The sequence below is a fragment of the Martinezella sp. CNPSo 3795 genome (assembly GCF_057784475.1).
The window spans coordinates 20,974-37,694 of record NZ_JBXSOQ010000003.1; the positions used below are offsets into that span (position 1 = coordinate 20,974).

At 58.3% G+C, this 16,721-nt stretch carries 20 protein-coding genes and 1 tRNA gene; 7 read left to right on the forward strand and 14 right to left on the reverse strand.

Going from position 1 to position 16,721, the window contains the following annotated elements:
* Nucleotides 1-26: 26 nt before the first annotated feature.
* Nucleotides 27-1,511 (reverse strand): phage terminase large subunit, encoded by a 1,485-nt coding sequence (terL, locus tag AC13QY_RS09720; RefSeq protein ID WP_488493408.1) that lies wholly within the window; start codon nt 1,509-1,511, stop codon nt 27-29.
* On the reverse strand, nt 1,468-1,815 hold the full coding sequence (locus AC13QY_RS09725) for a hypothetical protein (protein WP_145632572.1): 348 nt from the start codon (nt 1,813-1,815) through the stop codon (nt 1,468-1,470). Before AC13QY_RS09725 ends, terL begins: the two co-directional genes overlap by 44 nt.
* Nucleotides 1,816-2,169: 354 nt before the next feature.
* Here AC13QY_RS09725 and AC13QY_RS09730 point away from each other — a divergent pair, with 354 nt between their 5' ends.
* Entirely contained in the window at nt 2,170-2,808 is a 639-nt protein-coding gene (locus AC13QY_RS09730) for a class I SAM-dependent methyltransferase (RefSeq protein WP_145632570.1), read from the forward strand.
* Nucleotides 2,809-2,878: 70 nt separating this feature from the next.
* Here the strand turns inward: AC13QY_RS09730 and AC13QY_RS09735 are convergent, their stop codons facing one another.
* The 4 genes from AC13QY_RS09735 to AC13QY_RS09750 all read right to left on the reverse strand — a co-directional run bounded on the left by AC13QY_RS09735 (nt 2,879) and on the right by AC13QY_RS09750 (nt 4,575).
* Nucleotides 2,879-3,544, reverse strand: a complete 666-nt coding sequence (locus AC13QY_RS09735; protein WP_145632567.1) for a DUF6362 family protein — start codon at nt 3,542-3,544, stop codon at nt 2,879-2,881.
* Nucleotides 3,519-3,935, reverse strand: coding sequence for a hypothetical protein (locus tag AC13QY_RS09740; RefSeq protein ID WP_069612591.1), 417 nt, complete (start codon nt 3,933-3,935; stop codon nt 3,519-3,521). The genes AC13QY_RS09735 and AC13QY_RS09740 overlap by 26 nt, the downstream gene beginning before the upstream one ends.
* A gap of 55 nt (nt 3,936-3,990) precedes the next feature.
* A complete protein-coding gene (locus AC13QY_RS09745) occupies nt 3,991-4,275 on the reverse strand; it encodes a hypothetical protein (RefSeq protein ID WP_113351921.1) in 285 nt (94 codons plus the stop codon).
* Between the two features lie 75 nt (nt 4,276-4,350).
* Nucleotides 4,351-4,575 (reverse strand): hypothetical protein, encoded by a 225-nt coding sequence (locus tag AC13QY_RS09750; RefSeq protein ID WP_145632564.1) that lies wholly within the window; start codon nt 4,573-4,575, stop codon nt 4,351-4,353.
* A 361-nt stretch (nt 4,576-4,936) separates the two neighbouring features.
* On the opposite strand from AC13QY_RS09750, the gene AC13QY_RS09755 reads away from it, so the two are divergent.
* The 3 genes from AC13QY_RS09755 (at nt 4,937) to AC13QY_RS09765 (ending at nt 6,878) form a co-directional block, all read left to right on the forward strand.
* A complete protein-coding gene (locus AC13QY_RS09755; RefSeq protein ID WP_145632560.1) occupies nt 4,937-5,725 on the forward strand; it encodes an XRE family transcriptional regulator in 789 nt (262 codons plus the stop codon).
* 422 nt (nt 5,726-6,147) lie between these two features.
* Nucleotides 6,148-6,435: a hypothetical protein gene (locus AC13QY_RS09760; protein ID WP_246661087.1), complete on the forward strand. Its 288-nt coding sequence runs from the start codon at nt 6,148-6,150 to the stop codon at nt 6,433-6,435.
* Between the two features lie 47 nt (nt 6,436-6,482).
* Nucleotides 6,483-6,878, forward strand: a complete 396-nt coding sequence (locus AC13QY_RS09765; RefSeq protein WP_488493409.1) for a nuclear transport factor 2 family protein — start codon at nt 6,483-6,485, stop codon at nt 6,876-6,878.
* 68 nt (nt 6,879-6,946) lie between these two features.
* On the opposite strand, the gene AC13QY_RS09770 is transcribed toward AC13QY_RS09765, so the two are convergent.
* The 7 genes from AC13QY_RS09770 to AC13QY_RS09800 form a co-directional block, all read right to left on the reverse strand.
* Nucleotides 6,947-7,597, reverse strand: a complete 651-nt coding sequence (locus AC13QY_RS09770) for a response regulator transcription factor (RefSeq protein WP_488493410.1) — start codon at nt 7,595-7,597, stop codon at nt 6,947-6,949.
* A gap of 3 nt (nt 7,598-7,600) precedes the next feature.
* Nucleotides 7,601-8,665, reverse strand: a complete 1,065-nt coding sequence (locus AC13QY_RS09775) for a sensor histidine kinase (protein WP_488493411.1) — start codon at nt 8,663-8,665, stop codon at nt 7,601-7,603.
* 208 nt (nt 8,666-8,873) lie between these two features.
* A complete protein-coding gene (locus AC13QY_RS09780) occupies nt 8,874-9,239 on the reverse strand; it encodes a hypothetical protein (protein WP_488493412.1) in 366 nt (121 codons plus the stop codon).
* 175 nt (nt 9,240-9,414) lie between these two features.
* Nucleotides 9,415-10,746, reverse strand: a complete 1,332-nt coding sequence (locus AC13QY_RS09785) for an ABC transporter ATP-binding protein (RefSeq protein WP_113351913.1) — start codon at nt 10,744-10,746, stop codon at nt 9,415-9,417.
* A gap of 21 nt (nt 10,747-10,767) precedes the next feature.
* Nucleotides 10,768-12,528, reverse strand: coding sequence for an ABC transporter permease (locus AC13QY_RS09790; RefSeq protein WP_152092640.1), 1,761 nt, complete (start codon nt 12,526-12,528; stop codon nt 10,768-10,770).
* Between the two features lie 97 nt (nt 12,529-12,625).
* The gene (locus tag AC13QY_RS09795; RefSeq protein ID WP_113332296.1) at nt 12,626-12,856 is read right to left on the reverse strand and encodes a hypothetical protein; all 231 of its coding nucleotides are present in this window, start codon (nt 12,854-12,856) and stop codon (nt 12,626-12,628) included.
* Between the two features lie 709 nt (nt 12,857-13,565).
* Complete coding sequence (locus tag AC13QY_RS09800; RefSeq protein ID WP_145316615.1) at nt 13,566-13,901, reverse strand: hypothetical protein; 336 nt, start codon at nt 13,899-13,901, stop codon at nt 13,566-13,568.
* Nucleotides 13,902-14,036: 135 nt separating this feature from the next.
* Between AC13QY_RS09800 and AC13QY_RS09805 the strand changes: the two genes are divergently transcribed.
* Nucleotides 14,037-14,999, forward strand: coding sequence for a hypothetical protein (locus AC13QY_RS09805; RefSeq protein ID WP_152092639.1), 963 nt, complete (start codon nt 14,037-14,039; stop codon nt 14,997-14,999).
* Nucleotides 15,000-15,512, forward strand: coding sequence for a GNAT family N-acetyltransferase (locus AC13QY_RS09810; RefSeq protein ID WP_113351910.1), 513 nt, complete (start codon nt 15,000-15,002; stop codon nt 15,510-15,512).
* 194 nt (nt 15,513-15,706) lie between these two features.
* Here AC13QY_RS09810 and AC13QY_RS09815 read toward each other — a convergent pair.
* Nucleotides 15,707-15,782: transfer RNA gene (locus AC13QY_RS09815), tRNA-Ile, on the reverse strand.
* Between the two features lie 163 nt (nt 15,783-15,945).
* On the opposite strand from AC13QY_RS09815, the gene AC13QY_RS09820 reads away from it, so the two are divergent.
* Nucleotides 15,946-16,689 (forward strand): SIMPL domain-containing protein, encoded by a 744-nt coding sequence (locus AC13QY_RS09820; RefSeq protein ID WP_113351891.1) that lies wholly within the window; start codon nt 15,946-15,948, stop codon nt 16,687-16,689.
* The last annotated feature ends 32 nt before the right edge of the window (nt 16,690-16,721 follow it).

The window sequence follows — 16,721 nt, forward strand, 5'->3', positions numbered from 1 at the left end:
GATGAAGAGGCACGCACGAGGCGAGCCTAGAAGTTGCTGAAGCTGAAGGACGAACTCAGCGCGAGTTCGTTCAAAGCGTCGGCGAAGGCATCGACCTGATCGTCAAACTGCCCATTCGGAAAGGCGCAGACCTCATCCAGAAATGCTTCGTTCCAGTCCCCGCGCAAAAGCTTGACATTTCCTGCTTCAGCCTGCGCCGAGGCCGGCTTGGCGCGCGTCGCCTTGTCACCGGTTGGCGATATGGTTTTTACAGGAAAGCCGGCGAGCAGCTTGATCTTGGTTTCCGCATCGGCCTTGCCGGCCGCACCGGGATCTTGCGGCATGCGGATCGTCACCGTCGGCCCGTCCTGCGATGCAGTATTCTTGAGATTGCGCTCCACCTCGGCGGGTGACCAGCGTCCGCGCGCGATGGTTTCGACATAGAAAACACCGCCGATCAAAGCCATGCGCAGACCGACTGTCCAGTCCGGCTTGCGACCAGGACGCGCTTTCGAAGCCGCGAAATCCCAGGCGCGGCAACGCTTTGCGCCTGCAGGCAGCGCTTCGACGATCTCGAAATCGTTGCGCTGAAATAAACCGCCCGAGCGAGGCGCAGGCCGCTGCTGAAACTGGCCTGCCACCGCATAGGAGCCAAGCGGGACCTTGTCCCGCTCGACCACCGAACGAGGAAAGCGCTGCGGAAAAAGCAGTTCGCCCTCCTCAGTCCTGGGATCGACAAATCCGATCGAGGTCCGGCATCGGCGCTCCGGCTCGAATTCCATCGGCAGCATGAGATGTTCGTAACCGAGCCCGAGCGCTAGGATAGTGCCGGAGACATCCGCCTCATGCAGCCGCTGCATCACAACGACGATCGCCGAGCGTTGAGGATCGTTGAGCCGCGTCGGCACGGATTCGCGAAATGTGCGAACCGTGGACAAACGTTCTGCTTCGGATTCCGCACCATCGACCGAATGTGGATCGTCGATGATGACACGATCGCCGCGACCACCGGTCAACCTCGAAAACGGCACCCCCTGACGCGAACCAGTACGGGTGTTGGCGAAAGCCATCTCGCCTGTTCTCGTCAGCTTGACGACATCACCCCAAAGCGCCTGATACCATTCGGAGGCAACGAGGTCGCGCATGCGCCTATTGTCGCGCTTGGCGTAATGTTCCGAATAGGAGGCGCCGAGATAGCGCAGCTGCGGCTTGCCTTTCGGCCCCCATTCCCATGCCGGCCAGAAGACGCCGCAAAGAAGCGACTTCATCGTACCTGGCGGCACGTTGATCAGCAGCCGGGTAATCTCGCCCGAAGTTACTGCTTCGAGATGTTGGCAGATGGCATCGATATGCCAGCCATGAACATAGTCAAAGGAGGGCTCGACGACGTGCCAGGCCTCCCGAACGAACCCCGTCAGCGATTGGCAGTTGGCTCGAATTCGTTCAGCATCCAAGGCAAGCCGGGTGGCGACCTCGGCCTGTTCGCGCTCAGTTCTCCGTTTTGCCCTCTCCTCCTGGATCGCCGCCATCATCGTCGCCGGATCCGGCAAGCGGACTGAAGAGGGATTCGAGTATCGCAAGCTGCTCATCCGTGGCATTGGTTAGGTCGATGGTGACGCCGCGGCCTCCTTTGGTCCCGGCGCCAGAGCGCTCGCTAGGTTTCTGATGAACATAGGAGGCTGCTATCTTTGCCATTTCATCGCGCCGCTTCTGATCCGCCTCGTCGTCGCGCATTACTTTCAGCATGTAATCAAGCGGCGTGTCGTCGGCGGAAACGGCCTTGCGACGGCGCGCACGCGGTTTGCGCGGCGCGACCGGCTTGTCGGCATTGGTCATGCTTCAGATTTCCGATGGGATTTTGAAAGAAAACAAGCGGTTCAAAACAACGCTTGCGGTCGACAGTGCGTCGCTGCAACTGTTCTCATCATGCCAAAATAGATACCGCATTTCGGCGCAGTTGGCGACACCCTTGAAGGCCGATCGCCGCGCAAGGAATGAGGACTTTGACGGAGGCAGAAAATAACCTATTGAAATTTCAGGGGAATATTAGACTTTGCGGTCCGACAAATTGAACGATATACCCGTCAACGCTTACCCGTTGGCATCGAAATATCCGAGACATGTGCAATCAAATTCAGTCAAGGGAAGCTCTTGAGCAGATCTCCACCAGATGACGATCCGGATGGTTCCGTGAACCTGGATTCGGTTCGGCAGTTCATTGCTACTAATCTCCCGGTGCTGCCTGTTCCCGGCATGCCCGAAATTCGCCTGCATAAAGCAGGCCCACAAAGCGGACTGCGGCGCCTCGCCGAGCGCGATCCGCAATTCGGCTCACCTTACTGGGCGCATTATTGGGGAGGAGGTCTGGTTCTGGCTCGTCATCTTCTCGACAGGCCCGAAAGCGTGGCTGGTCACCGCGTATTAGATCTCGGTGCCGGCTCGGGAATTGTCGGGATTGCCGCTGCAAAGGCAGGCGCAGCAAAAGTCTATGCCGCCGATGTCGATCCCTATGCAATTGCAGCTATCGAGCTCAATGCCGCACTCAATGACGTGATGATCGATACGGTACTCGCCGACTTGACGCAAAGCGAGCCGCCTGACGTCGACATCATATGCGTCGGAGATCTTTTCTATGAAGCAGCGCTTGCGGGAAACGTCATCGCATTTCTGGATCGCTGCCTGGCTCGGGAAATTATGGTTCTGATCGGTGATCCATGGCGAGCTCATTTGCCGACATCGCGTCTTCGGCTCCTGGCAGAATACACGGTCCCAGATTTCGGCGAGGTGACCACAAAGACCCGTCCAGCCGGCGTCTTTGTCTTCAGCTAAGCAGAGTCACCGATCGGAGACATTAGCGCATCACAATGATTGCGGGTTCGGACCGCATCATTGCGACGGCTCAGGCTTTCATCTTGGCACGCCTGCGGTTTTCCCGCTCCAATCGCTTGGCCAGTTCGGCAAGTTCGGGACTTGCCGCATCGAAGACAGGCCGCGCATCATCCGGCAACCAGTGCGTCTCATGCCTGGGTGCCGCTGGTTTCACTCGTTCGATACCGCCCGGCGAGTTGGGCATCATCGGTGCAATGCGCGACCAATCAGGCTCTTGCAAGATCGGAGAGATGACAAGGAGCGCACCTGCAAGACTCTGAAATTCGCTTTGAATACGTCGTTCGGCCGTGCGCCGTACGCGCCCTGTCCGCGCACAAAAATCCCGAAATGAACCGGCGATATAGGGGGCGGCAAGGCAAATGGACCATCGCGAAAGCAGGATGCGCCGCTCCTCGTCCCCGACATGAACGCGCAGCCATTCCTGCAAGACCTCTTCTGCCCGGCTGATTGCCGCCGCGCTCGGACGATAGCGAACGCGGATATCGGCCTGATCCATCGGTTCGGGCAAAACCTCCGGCCAGAGCGTCCGCATCCTGTCGGGCCGGATGCCGCGTACGTCGAGATGAACCATCGTATCGGCAGCTTCGACGAAACGTGCACGGATGATCAGGCTCAGATCGGCGATCTCGGCCGCGCGAAGGGACAGGTCATCAAACTGCAAGGCGGACCGGTGCATCAAGTCGTTTCTCCAATTCCTGATAAATCAGCGTTCGCAATGTCGCCCGAACTGGCCACGGCCGCCGCGCCACCGCATCCGTGCGCAATGTGGCAAGCGCGATATCATCAAAGGCGCCCAGAAGATCGCCGGGTCGCTGCAGCGCCCAATCCTGCCGTTGCGCTAGAACATCGGATACGGCGCCGATCGTGTCCGACCAGAGTTCATCGCGATTGCTCCCGGTTTGCCGGATGCATCGTAGAACGAAGACCAGATGGCCATCGCCGTAGCGGCCTCGGATTTCCTGCATCGTACCGCGCGCATGGCTCTCCGCAGGCGCACGGCGCCGATGGACAGGAACCAGCTTGATGCCGAGTCCATCGAGAAGAAGATCCAGCCTGCCTTTGGTCATGACAGTTCAACTCCTTTCGTCGGTGAATTTGATCCTTTTTTTATCCATGGACCGCTCATGAAGCGCTTCCAGCGACGGCGATAGGGCTGTGCGATTTGGGTTTGAAGAAGGCCTCCGCCTTGGAAATTGCCTCCACCCTCGCCCCATCACGCAGCATAGGCGTGTTGAGATAAGCGACCATCGCCTCGCCGGCTGCAGCCTTGGCGGCATCCTGCGTTTCGAAGACGATCGGTTCGCCCCGACTATCTCGAAGAATCTCATTTGTGGCTCGGTGAACCTTGCGAATCCAGCCGAGGTGGCCACCGGCAACGGCCTCTGTTCCGATTTGAAATTCGTTCATAGCAACCTCCCCCGGCTCGCTTGGCCAGGTCTATCTCTAGGGTTTCCGATTGAGTTTTAACGTTCTGGTGCCCGTCTACCGCCTGCGCAGCTTTGCTGCCTGCGCCGGCTTTCTGGGCTCAAGCGTGGAGTCTTCGACAATGCGGAAGTGAATTTGGTCTCCTTCCGGGGCACCGGAGTCTTCATCCTTGAGGGATGGCATTGGCGAATTCCAAATGGCCGACTTCATCGCAATCACCATAGCGGCGAAAAACAACGCCGCGCCGATGCAAGCGAGAAGGCCCTGAAGCATTTCGATCATGGCAGCACCTCCTGGCCCACTGCCTCGGAAAAAGACTTGGCCTCCGTCATCTCCGCAGGCTGGACAGCTTCATCACAACTCTCACAATGCAGCTCGATGATCTCCGCGATCGACAAAATTCGAAGGCATCCGGGGCACCCCCAGAAACGATCGAAATATCCAGCCCGCGGCGCTGCCCTCCTGCTCCCACTGCCCATGATCATCACTTCACCTCTAAAATATTATCTGCCGCGTGCCGCGTCAGGCTACTCACGTGCCAATTAGCGTTTTGCACCACGGGCATCTTGATAAACACAAATTATGTTGATAATAATGGAGATGTCAACATGATTTATGTCGGAAATTTTGCAAGGGTCGAAAGATGCAGAAATCCATGGGCGAACGACTGAGAGCGGCGCGCGAAGCCGCGAATTATCCTTCAGCGACGAAGGCGGCAGAAGCGCTGGGCGTCAGCCTGTCCACCTATCGCGCACATGAAAACGGCCAGAACGAATTCAGCGCCGAAGTCGCCAATCGCTATGCCAAGAAATTCGGCACGACCGCGGCCTACCTGCTGACTGGCGAAGGCTCGCGCAAAGCCGCACGCCTGGCACCGAACATCGTCATGTCCTTCGATCCCGACGAGCAGGATCACGATGGATTTGCCGAAAGCAGCGACGAGCTCAGCTACAGCCGGGAACACTGGAAGCCACAGATCGAAGGCGCAACCCCTGAGGTGGACGTCAAGCTCGGCGCCGGCAGCGGCATCGTCGGCGAAGTCATCAACCTTCCCGTCGGTTCGGGCAATGTTGCCGGGCATAAGATCGTCGCGGAATGGCTTATCCCCACCGGATATCTGCGAAACGAGGCAAAGGCCTCACCGAACCACACAATTATCATGGAAGTTGTCGGCGATTCCATGCAGCCGACCTATATGCCTGGCGATCGCGTGATCGTCGATCTCTCGCAGAACCAAATGACCACCGATACGGTCTACGCGATCAGCGACGGCTATACGGAACCCCAGATCAAGCGCCTCCAGCGAGTTCCCTTTAGCCGGCCAAGCGAAGTCAAGATCATTTCCGACAATCCGGCACTGGAAACTTTCACCGTCGAATTGGACCGCTTGACGATCATCGGCCGCATCTGCGGTCATATCGCACGCAAATAAAATCAATTTAGCTACAGCCATTTTTTGTTTGAGCTACACAATAAACATAAAATATGTTGACATACATCATGTTGAATGGCAACTTCACCGATAAGAGCCATTGGTCCTGAATGGAATGAGCCCGGGCAAGCGTAGGATCTAGCCCGAAGTCAGCGAAACCGGACGTACCAAGCGCTACGATTGAAAAGGCTACAAGGCCATCGAAGGAGAGTGCCATTCATGCCGAAAAGGCCGAATGCTTTCATCATCGCACCGACCGATGCGTTGAGGGGAACCGGTATTGCCGGGATATCGCCGATCGCCAAGACGGGAGAATGACGGTGTACGCTCGGGAATTTTCCTGCGAATATTCGTTTGATGAGCTCAACATCCGCCTATGCGATCGCTGGGAAACCGGATTGCTATTATATGGGTGCGCTGAATTGACGTCGGCAGGTGCCGATTACGAGGATGAGTTCTACGTTTCGGCAATCAGATTGGATGGCGGTGCAAGGCTTGCGCGGCCGAATGCCTTGAACAATGCAGGCGGCTTCGAGTCCGAATTGTTTCGGCGGATAGCTGCCGTCATCGAAGACGACAGAACACAGGCAGGCCGTCACGCCGCCGAACTTTTTGCCATCGAATTGGAGCAATCCCGGCAAACCGACTATGATCAAAACCATAAGATCAGACGGGAAAGAAACCTGCAGATGCTTGCACCAACACATTGAGGCCCATTGCAGCCGAGCATCAACACCCAATGGAGGTTGCCGAGACCATGGACATCTCCCAACACGAGCTTGAAGAGATCCGCCTACTGGAGCAGAAGCTGCATCTCCCTCAAATCCGGCAATCGCCGGCGATCGTGGCGGAACTATTGGCGGAAGGCTTCGTTGAATTCGGCAGCTCCGGAACGGTCTATGACGATAGAGATGAACTAATCGCCTGTCTGGCCGCAGAAAAATCGGAAGAAGCCGCTCCGCCCATTATTTCCCGCGACTATGTCTTTCGATCGATCTCACCGGATGCCGTCCTCGTCACTTATCGAAGCATCCGAGAGGCTCGAGAGAATGGCCAGGAGCGGCATACTTTACGGAGCTCGATCTGGCAGCGCATCGATGGGCGATGGCAGATGATCTTTCACCAGGGAACGCCCACGGTTTCGCAGGATTGAATCCACAACCCGGTGCCACCGCATTTGCAAGCCATGAAATCCTTGCGACTGGGGTAAATGCGCTGAGTTTAGCGGAGCCCAGGCGCTGTATCGTTGGCTTTACCGTCTGTGAGGCCGAGGTTGTCTGCCATCCGAATGAGATCGGCAACGGAGTCGGCCCGCATCTTGCGCATGACCTGACCGCGATGGACCTTTACGGTGATTTCGCTGAGGCCGATCTCGGCGGCGATCTGCTTGTTCAGGAGGCCTCGCGCAACAAGCGCCATCACCTCTCGTTCGCGCGACGTGAGCGTTGAAAACCGCTCGTGAAGATCAACCTCCGCCGCCCGCTTGCGCAGGCGGGCGCGATCGATTTCGAGCGCTTGCCTGATGGCGTCGAGCAGATCCTGTTCCCGGAACGGCTTTAGAAGAAACTCAACCGCGCCCGCTTTCATCGCCCTGACAGACATCGGCACATCGCCGTGCCCGGTGAGGAAAATGATCGGGATAGCATAACCCCTCCGGGCAAGTTCATCCTGAAAGTCAAGCCCACTCGCATCCGGCATCCTGACATCCAGGACGATGCAGGCAGGCCCCTCGGACCGCGAAGACGCCAAGAAGTCCCGCGGCGACGCAAAGCCATGCGTATCGTAACCGACAGAGCGCAACAGACTGTCCAGCCCCTCGCGTACGGATGGATCATCGTCGATGACGTAAACGGTAGGCTGCCGTCCCTGCATTCCCTACCCCTTCGCCTTTTCGCGGACCGGCAAAGTGAAACCGAAGACAGCTCCGCGTGGAAAATTCGGCGCGGCATAGATAGCCCCGCCATGCGCCTCGATGATGGACCGGCTGATAGCAAGCCCCATCCCCATGCCTTTCGGCTTCGTCGTGTAGAAGGCTTCGAATATCCTGTCGAGCATTTCGGCCGGCATGCCGCCACCGGTATCGCGTACGCTGACGGTCACCTTCCGTTCATCCGCGGCGGCGCTGACGAGCAACTCGCGCGTTCCCGCATCGACCTCAGCCAGAGCTTCGATCGCATTCATGACGAGATTGAGAAGCACCTGCTGAAGCTGGACACGATCGCCAACCATCAACGGCAGATCGCCCGCCAATTCCGAACGGAACAGGATCTGATTCCGACGGATTTCGCTGCGGACGAGTTCCAGCACATCATTGATGGCTTCGGCCAGATCGATCGTGTCGCTAGACGGCGACGAGCGCGCCACCAGTCCACGGACACGGCCAATGACATCGCCTGCTCGCCCAGCATCCGCGACAATTCGCTCGATGGCGCGGAGGGCTTCGTCGTGATCGGCCGGTGTTGCAGAAAGCCATCGAAGCGCGGCATTGCCGTTGGCGGCAATTGCAGTGATCGGCTGGCTGACCTCATGGGCTATCGACGTACCCAACTCACCGACGATCATGAGACGCGACATGCGCGCGAGCTCCGATTGTGCCTGCCTCGCCCTGGCATCGAGCATTTCGATCCTGATTGCCAGGTAAGTGGTCGCACCGATCGCGACCAGACTAAGCGTACTGTTGATCAGGCCGGCCTGAGAGGCGCCATGGCTCGTCAAAAAATAGCTGATGACGGTCAGGGCGGCACATGCAATCCCGACCATCGCGATAGCTCCGGTTCGACCGGAATAGACCGCCAGCAGGATGACTGAGACATACAAAACGGCGAAGGCGATCTCCAGATCGGTGATGGTATCGCCGATGAAAATGAGACCGGCGAGGATCATAATGCCGAGCCAAAGAAAGGGCATCTCGAAAAGATACTTCAGAAATTCGCGCCTCATCCCTTGCATCCCTGCATCACCATTTCCGCAGCATTGCGTGCGGAAGCTGCAAACTGCCTGACCCGAAGCGTCAAGACAACAGCCGCACTCTTTGACTTTCGTCTCGCATGACATTCCCCGCAGCTGACGAGCGCTCAGGCTCGCATATGCCCGCCCATTGCAAACAGCGTCAGATACCGGTGCCACACTCGAGGAGACGGCGGCCTGATCAAGCACGACGGTCATTGTTATTGTTTCCGGCATAGCGGCCGACGAGACGCCGGCGCTGGCTGCGCCGGAGAACGACAAGGCTCGCCCTGTTGAGACCTGCGGCCCAGCGGAGAAGCGTGCGCGTCCTGCTGGCAGACAAAAATCCATTGAAGAACAAGCGTGTAGCCATCCGCATAAGCCAATGCGCACCCCAGAGAAGCGCCATCATATATAGGAGACCGATAAAATCCTTCAGCCGTGCTACCCGCCCGCCGAAGCGCTTGACAATGTGGGATAGGCGGCGCTTTTCCTTGCCCGGCCTATTTGGCTTGTTCCTGTTGAGCGCTTCCAGGAAACGGCCGAGTTCTTCGTTGTCTCTGCGCACGTCAATCCGTCCCGCAGCCAGACAGGCCGCGCGACCTCAGACCGCCAAAGCGGCGATCTGCCGGATCTCATGCGCTAAGCTCTGCCGTGGCGGCCTATCAAATCCAGAAATATAAGGGGACCGGCCACCGCCTCAGCCGGCGGCAACCCTTTCACATTCGCTTCGGCTGAAGGTTTCAACTTGGGTTTTCCAGCGTGAACAGATCGGCATTTTCGTCATAGGCGAAATATTCCGCATAGCGGGCCCAGTTCGTAACAGCCTTGAGGGTGGTGTCGGCATAATCCTCGGACATGTAATCCTCCAGCTCATCGCGGAAGCGCCGGGCAGGCGCGCGGTGGGTCGGCCGCTCGTCGAGCACGCGGCGAATGTGAGCAGCCAGCGGCACATAGGTCGCCAGATGCTGCTCGAAAAGCTTCTTGCGTTCGTCGACATCGCTATCGGAGAAGCGTAAGCCCGGCGCCGTCAGCTTGATGTCGCCCCCTTCCAGATCGGCAAAACGCAGCAGTTGAAGCGTTTCCGCGACCGGAAAGAGGTCATCGATGCCGAGATGCAGATGGGTGGCCAGCGGCGGCAGATCGGCCTGCCCTCGATAGGGCTCAGCGGCGACCGTTTCGATCAGACCGGACATAAGGTTGGTCGACACGCGCGGCAGAGCCATGGCAATGCCGGTGCCGGGAAAAAGGCCCTCGCGCGTCGGTGCACCGGTCTTCACCGTCATCCGCGCATAAATGTCTTCGACCAGCATGCGGAAGGCAGGATCGAGACGGTTGCGCGGCTGCGGCAGATCGACATGGATCTCCGCAATCACACGGCCGGGATTCGATCCGAAGATCAGGATGCGGTCGCACATCAGCACCGCTTCTTCGATATTGTGGGTCACCATCAGAACCGACTCGATCGGCATCCGACCCTCGCACCACAGATCGAGCAGATCCGTGCGAAGCGTTTCCGCCGTCAGCACGTCGAGCGCCGAAAAGGGTTCGTCCATCAGCAGAACCTTTGGCCGGACGACGAGTGCCCGCGCAAGACCGACACGCTGGCGCATGCCGCCCGACAGCTCCTTCGGATAGGCGCTTTCGAAACCGTCGAGGCCGATGAGATCGATGGCAGCGAGCGCTCGCTTGCGCCGCTCGGACGACGCAACACCTTGCGCTTCCAGACCTAGCTCAACGTTTTGCAGCACGGTCAGCCAGGGAAAGAGCGCGAAGCTCTGGAAGACCACGGCAACATCGGAGTTGGGGCCGACGACCGGCCGGCCTTCGAAGGTAATGTCCCCTCTGCTCGGGCGGATCAGGCCGGCAATCGCACGCAGCAGCGTGGACTTGCCGGAGCCGGAACGGCCGAGCAATCCAACGATTTCATTGGGATAAAGCTGAAGATCGACATTTTCGAGTACGACGAGCGAGCCGGACGCTCCCTTGTCGTAGGCCTGGCACACCTGCTTGGCGAAAACCAACGGCGCATTCCTTGCAATATCGGTCTTCCTGGAGATGACAGCGTTTTCCATATTCGGTTCTCCGATCTTGAATTAATCGAGGCGCATGCGGCGTTCGGCGAAAACGTAGAGCGGCCGCCAGAGCGTTCTGTTGAAGAGTGTCACAAAGATCGACATGACAACGATGCCGAGGATGACCCGCGGAAAATCGCCTGCTTCTGTCGCCTTCGCGATGTATGATCCAAGTCCGAAGGCTTCGAGTTTCGTGTTGCCCCAGCTTGCTAGTTCAGCGACGATGCTGGCGTTCCATGAACCGCCGGACGCCGTCAGCGCTCCCGTTACGTAGTAAGGGAATATTCCCGGCAGCATCACGCGCCGCCACCATGTCCATGAGCGCAGCCGATAGACCGAGGATGCCTCCCGCAGATCGGTGGGAAATGCACTCGCGCCGGCAATCACGTTGAATAGGATGTACCATTGTGTGCCGAGGACCATCAGCGGCGACAGCCAGACGTTCGGGCTAGCACCCGTCGCAACGATCGCAACCACCGCCACAGGAAAGAGCACATTTGCCGGAAACGCCGCCAGGAACTGTGCCAGAGGCTGAACACGCTCAGCAACCGCAGGCCGCAGGCCGATCCAGACTCCGATCGGAACCCAGATGACACTGGCGACCGCAATAAGAACGACAACGCGAACGAGCGTTACAAACCCGCCGGCAAAAGCAATCCAGACATCGCCCCAGGAGAGCGTCTGGCTGAGATAGGAAACCGCATCCCAGATACTCCAGGCACCGACGACGGCGATCAGCGCATACCAGGCGATATCGATGGCCCAGCCGACGGCTTGCTGCCCGCCTCGCTCTTTTGCAACCGTACGCGACGTCGGCAGCAGCCGCACGAGCATCAGCCTACCCCATGCAGCGGCCAAAGGTGTGATCACGTACTTCAGGAGACGCGTGCGGCGGATCAGCGAATAGACCCAGGAGCGCGGCTTCTGCTGCCCGGCTGTCTGCTCGAAGCGAAACTTGTCTGCCCAGGCGACGATCGGGCGGAAAAGCAGCTGATCGTAAAGAAGGATGACGACCGCCATGGCAAATACAGCCCAGCTTACGGCGGCGAAATCCTGCTTGTCGATGGCAACCGCCAGCCATGAGCCGAGCCCGGGAAGCTGCACGGTAGTATCGCCGACCGTGATCGCTTCGGAAGCAACCACGAAGAACCAGCCGCCGGACATCGACATCATCGTGTTCCAGACGAGGCCGGGCGCAGCAAAGGGAGCCTCCAGCCGCCAGAAGCGCTGCCAGCTCGACAGGCCGAAACCGCGGCTGACCTCATCGAGATCGCGCGGAACCGTCCGCAGCGACTGATAAAAGGAGAAGGCCATGTTCCACGCCTGGCTGGTAAAGATCGCAAAGATCGAAGCACATTCCGCACCAAGCTGGCTTCCGGGGAAAAGTCCCATGAAGAAGGTGACGGTGAAGGTCAGAAAGCCGAGCACTGGGACGGATTGCAGAATGTCGAGAGCCGGAATGATGATCTTCTCGGCGCGGCGGCTCTTTGCGGCTAGCGTTGCGACGACGAAGGTGAAGATGAGGGAGGCAACGATTGCCGCCATCATCCGCAAGGTCGTCCGCAACGCATATTCAGGCAGATAGGCCGGGTCGAGCGACAGCGGTGCCGTGGACAGGCTCGCCAGCGGTGCGCGCATCTCGGCTACACCGTGAAGTGTGAGATAGGCGGCAGCGGCAATGAAGGCGAATGCGGCGAGATCATAGCCATTCGGCAGAATACGCGAACCGGCCAACGCAGCAACGGCGCTACGCTCGCGTCGGTCGTTTGCAAGAAAAACCATGTCATAACCCTTTGAAACAGGATGTCATCGGCCAGGGCGCGGTCGGTATGGCGCCGCATTCGCGACGCCACCGGTGCGCTTGTTTAAGAAAGGACACTTAGGCCGCGTGACGGCTGCCATCCTCGTCGAGGACCGGCTCGCCTTCTGTCGTCCAGAAGCACTCGAGCTTTCCCGTAAGGGAATTGATGTGCCAGATGGCAATCAGGCGCGGACGCTGCGGCGGCACGGAGCGCTCAGCCGGACGGCTGCCGGCCGAAATCGCGAAAGTGTTCGGGGCGGAAAACTTGGCTGCGAACCTGCGTTCGCGGAAAAGAACGATGTTGTTCATGGCTTACCTCTTCGGCCCACCTGACGGCAGATCCGAAGGGCGAGCCGGACAGGCTAGGCCCGACCGACGCTCGCCCGGCGAATGCCGGCAGCGGTCCAGGTTGTTGCGATGACCGTCCGGGTGCAGCATGACGCCGCAACCGGACAGCGACTAGGGTAGCTGTCCATTGGTTTCTTGATCTGTTGGTTTCGTTAGCCTTCGCATTGCGTTGCGAAGACATGGCCGTATTGTCACAGCCACCGAGAGCGGTCAATCAGGCGATGGTGCACCGCCATTATACCAAAGTATATGGCGCACGATCTCGATGACGGACAGCACGGCGGCAACAATGCAAGCCTGTATTCAACGGTCCTGCCGCGAGCGAGCACGTGAAAATCCGCAAATCTCCGAGCCTTGCAGCAGCGATCCATTCTCCGATCGCCCAGCCCTCACCGAGGAAGATATCGCTCAACCGAGCTGAAGCGTCTCTCCGCAGGCCCGATGTGAAACGGCCTTACGGCGCTCCACGGAAATGGAGCCGAAAACCAAGCTTTTGTGCAACAATAACTTTCAAAATAGAGGCAAGAGAATAGTTAATTTGCAAATATTCATGCCTTGCATCAGAAATATATAAGCGACTCCACTGTCGTTTCGGCGTTTATCCGGTCGGGTCGCCGAAGGACGACGGCCATTATATATCTGAGACAATATAGAAGGCGCGATGAAATTTTTACTCAGAACTTTTGGTGAAATCGCTCTTCTGGATAGCGACGAACACCAAATAGCGTTTCCGAAGAAGGCGCTTCTGATTATTGCCTATTTGCTCGCGAGTGACAGCAAGTCCGTCAGCAGAACAAACATGGCGCGATTTCTTTGGGGTGAAGGTGACTTGGCGAATTCGCTGACAAACCTTCGCAAGCTCGTTTCCCGTATCAAGAGCCGGCAATGGGACTTGAACGTCGAACTTCTGACCTTTGATGATACCGACATTCACATCGCAAATGGCTCGTTCACGAGCGATATTGTCTTGACGCGGGTAAGCACGACTGGGAATCCAGCCGAGCATCTCCGCACCTTGATGGAGCGCTCGCAGTTAAAATTCCTGGAGAGAGCCAACTGCCAAACCCGAGCGTTCATCGATTGGCGAGAGAGCGAAAGAAGGCGACACCTCGCCATGTTAAAGGAAGCGCTGGATGCTGCGGTGACGACTTCAATCGCGTCGTCCGGCGATATCGCGCTTATCAAGGAGGCCGCCCTCCTTCTTTTTGAAGCCGAACCGCAAGACGAGACCACACGCCGTATATTGCTGAAGGCGTTTGACGCCGAAGGCGGCGTCGACCAGCTAAAGCGCATATTCGCGCGTCGCAAGGATCTTGTCTCGCCTTGGCTGGCAACCCTGGCGGCATCGCCCCGCTCTCCGACACCAGTTGCTCCGGCGCATTCGCCGGCCATATCCGAGCAGGATACTGCCACGCAGCCTGTCTTGCCCATCCCTCGCCTCGCCTTGCTGCCGCCAGACAACGACGGCTCCGATGGTATCGCGACCATGATCGCCTCCTCGCTCATAGAAGACATCACTCTCGGCTTTTGCGCCTTGCACAGCCTGCGAGTGGTTGCCCCCTACTCCGCTATCCAGATCGGCCGCCAAGCCGAGGATAAAGGCGCGCTTTTCGAGCGATATGACATCAACTATGTCCTGGAAACCCGATTGAGCGGGCCGGATGACGACCTTTCGCTCCTCACACAACTCGTCTCCCTGCCGGGTAGCGAGATCCTGTGGGCAGAGCGCTTCAATTTCGGCACGCTTGATCTTGCGCGCAATAAGCGCGAAATCTCAAGGCAGATCGTGCTCGCCGCCGCCGCGGAAGTCGAGCGGCACGAGACGGCGCGTGCCTATTTTGAGGACAACCCCGACGCCGACCATCAATATCTCGTCGGTGCGCTCGACTATATCAGCCGGATGATCGATCCCAGCCTCGCAGACAGGCTCGCCGCGGCAAGCTTGGCGATGCTGAGACATCAGGACGAGGCGCGCACGCTCGCACAATGCGTGCGCGAGGCCAATCCCAATTTCGATGTAGATAGATGGCCGTCACTCATCCCGAGCAAAGAGCAACGACACAGGGATCCATATCGCGAAGGTCTGAAAAAGTCGGGGGTTTGAATGGCAATATCGTTGACCCACATTCGCGCAGAAGAAGCCAAAGATATCGACACTATTCATGCAATCACCTCTGCTGCCTTTGAAGGAAAGAACTATAGTTCCGGCACCGAGGCGGCAATCATCGATGCGCTGCGAACGGCCGGTGCGCTGACCCTTTCCATCGTCGCCGTGGAGAACGATGAGATCGTCGGTCACGTGGCCTTCTCGCCCGTGACAATCGAATCCGGAGCCGAAGAGTGGTTCGGCCTTGGCCCGGTATCCGTCCGCCCCGACCGACAGGGCAAAGGCATCGGAAAGGCTCTGATTGAAAACGGACTGGCGCGGCTGAGAGAGCGCGGCGCCAATGGCTGCGTGGTTCTGGGTAATCCCCGCTACTACAGCCGTTTCGGCTTCACGAGCGACGGAACCCTTCATTACGCTGACGTACCGGTCGAGTATTTTCAGCGGATCATGTTCAAGGGACCAACCCCAAAAGGGACGGTTGTGTTCCACGCGGGCTTCGACGTAGCGTAGGAGAACCGAGCCTTCAGAAGAGATGCGGCTCCGGATTCGGCAGTCTATTGGCAACCGCCGCAGGCACGGAAGCGGGGAAGACCTAACGCGACCAGGGACTAGCCGGAATAGTGTTGACAGGTTGTTGAAGCGATCTTGCATCGCTTGGACAGTCGCATCGGAGAGATCATCGTAGTTTTGCAAGCTGGAACAAATGGTGGGCCCGGAGGGACTCGAACCCCCAACCAAGCGGTTATGAGCCGCCGGCTCTAACCATTGAGCTACAGGCCCAGCGCAAGATTGAGACTCCGCGCTCGCGACTCCGGAGCAATGGTTCCCCGAAGACGACTTGGCTCTAACCCAATTTCTGTTTTCCGACAAGGGACTGCCGTAATACCTTCACAATCAATCCGCAAAAGCGGATCTCGAGGGATCATCAACCAAGGAACGAATCATGCTTCTGACGAAAACCAGAGATTTTGCTCTTGCCGCTCTTGTCAGCGCCACTTTCTTCGTGCCTGCGGCTGCAGCCTTTGCCGAAGATGCCAAGCCGCGCGAGGCTGTCATCACCGTCACCGGTGAGGGACATGCTTCCGTCGCGCCGGATATGGCTGTCGTAACGCTCGCAGTCGTTCAGCAGGCCAAGGCGGCCCAGGATGCACTCGATCAGAACAACAAGGCCATGGGCGCCGTGCTGGCAACGCTGAAGGAAAGCGGCATTGCAGAGCGTGATCTGCAGACCTCCGGCTTTTCCATTCAGCCGCAATATACCTATCCGAACGACAAGGACGGCCACAACCAGCCGCCGGTTCTGAACGGCTATCAGGTGACGAACGGCTTGACCGTTCGCGTGCGCGATCTCTCCAAGCTCGGCGGGCTGCTCGACCAGGCGGTCAAGCTCGGCATCAATCAGGGCGGCGATATCCAGTTCACCAACGACAAGCCCGACGCCACGATCGAAGAGGCCCGCAAGAAGGCAGTCGCCGACGCTGCCGCCAAAGCAAAGACCTTGACGGATGCCGCCGGTGTCAAGCTCGGCCGCGTTATCGCGATCCACGAAGGCGACATTGCAGCCCCGCCGCAGCCCTATATGCGCAGCATGGCCGCGGCGGCTCCGATGGACAAGGCAGTTCCCGTCGCCACCGGAGAAAACGAATACAACGCATCGGTGAGCATCACCTACGCGATCCAGCAGTAATCAAAACAAAACCGCCCTTCGCTCAGATCCGA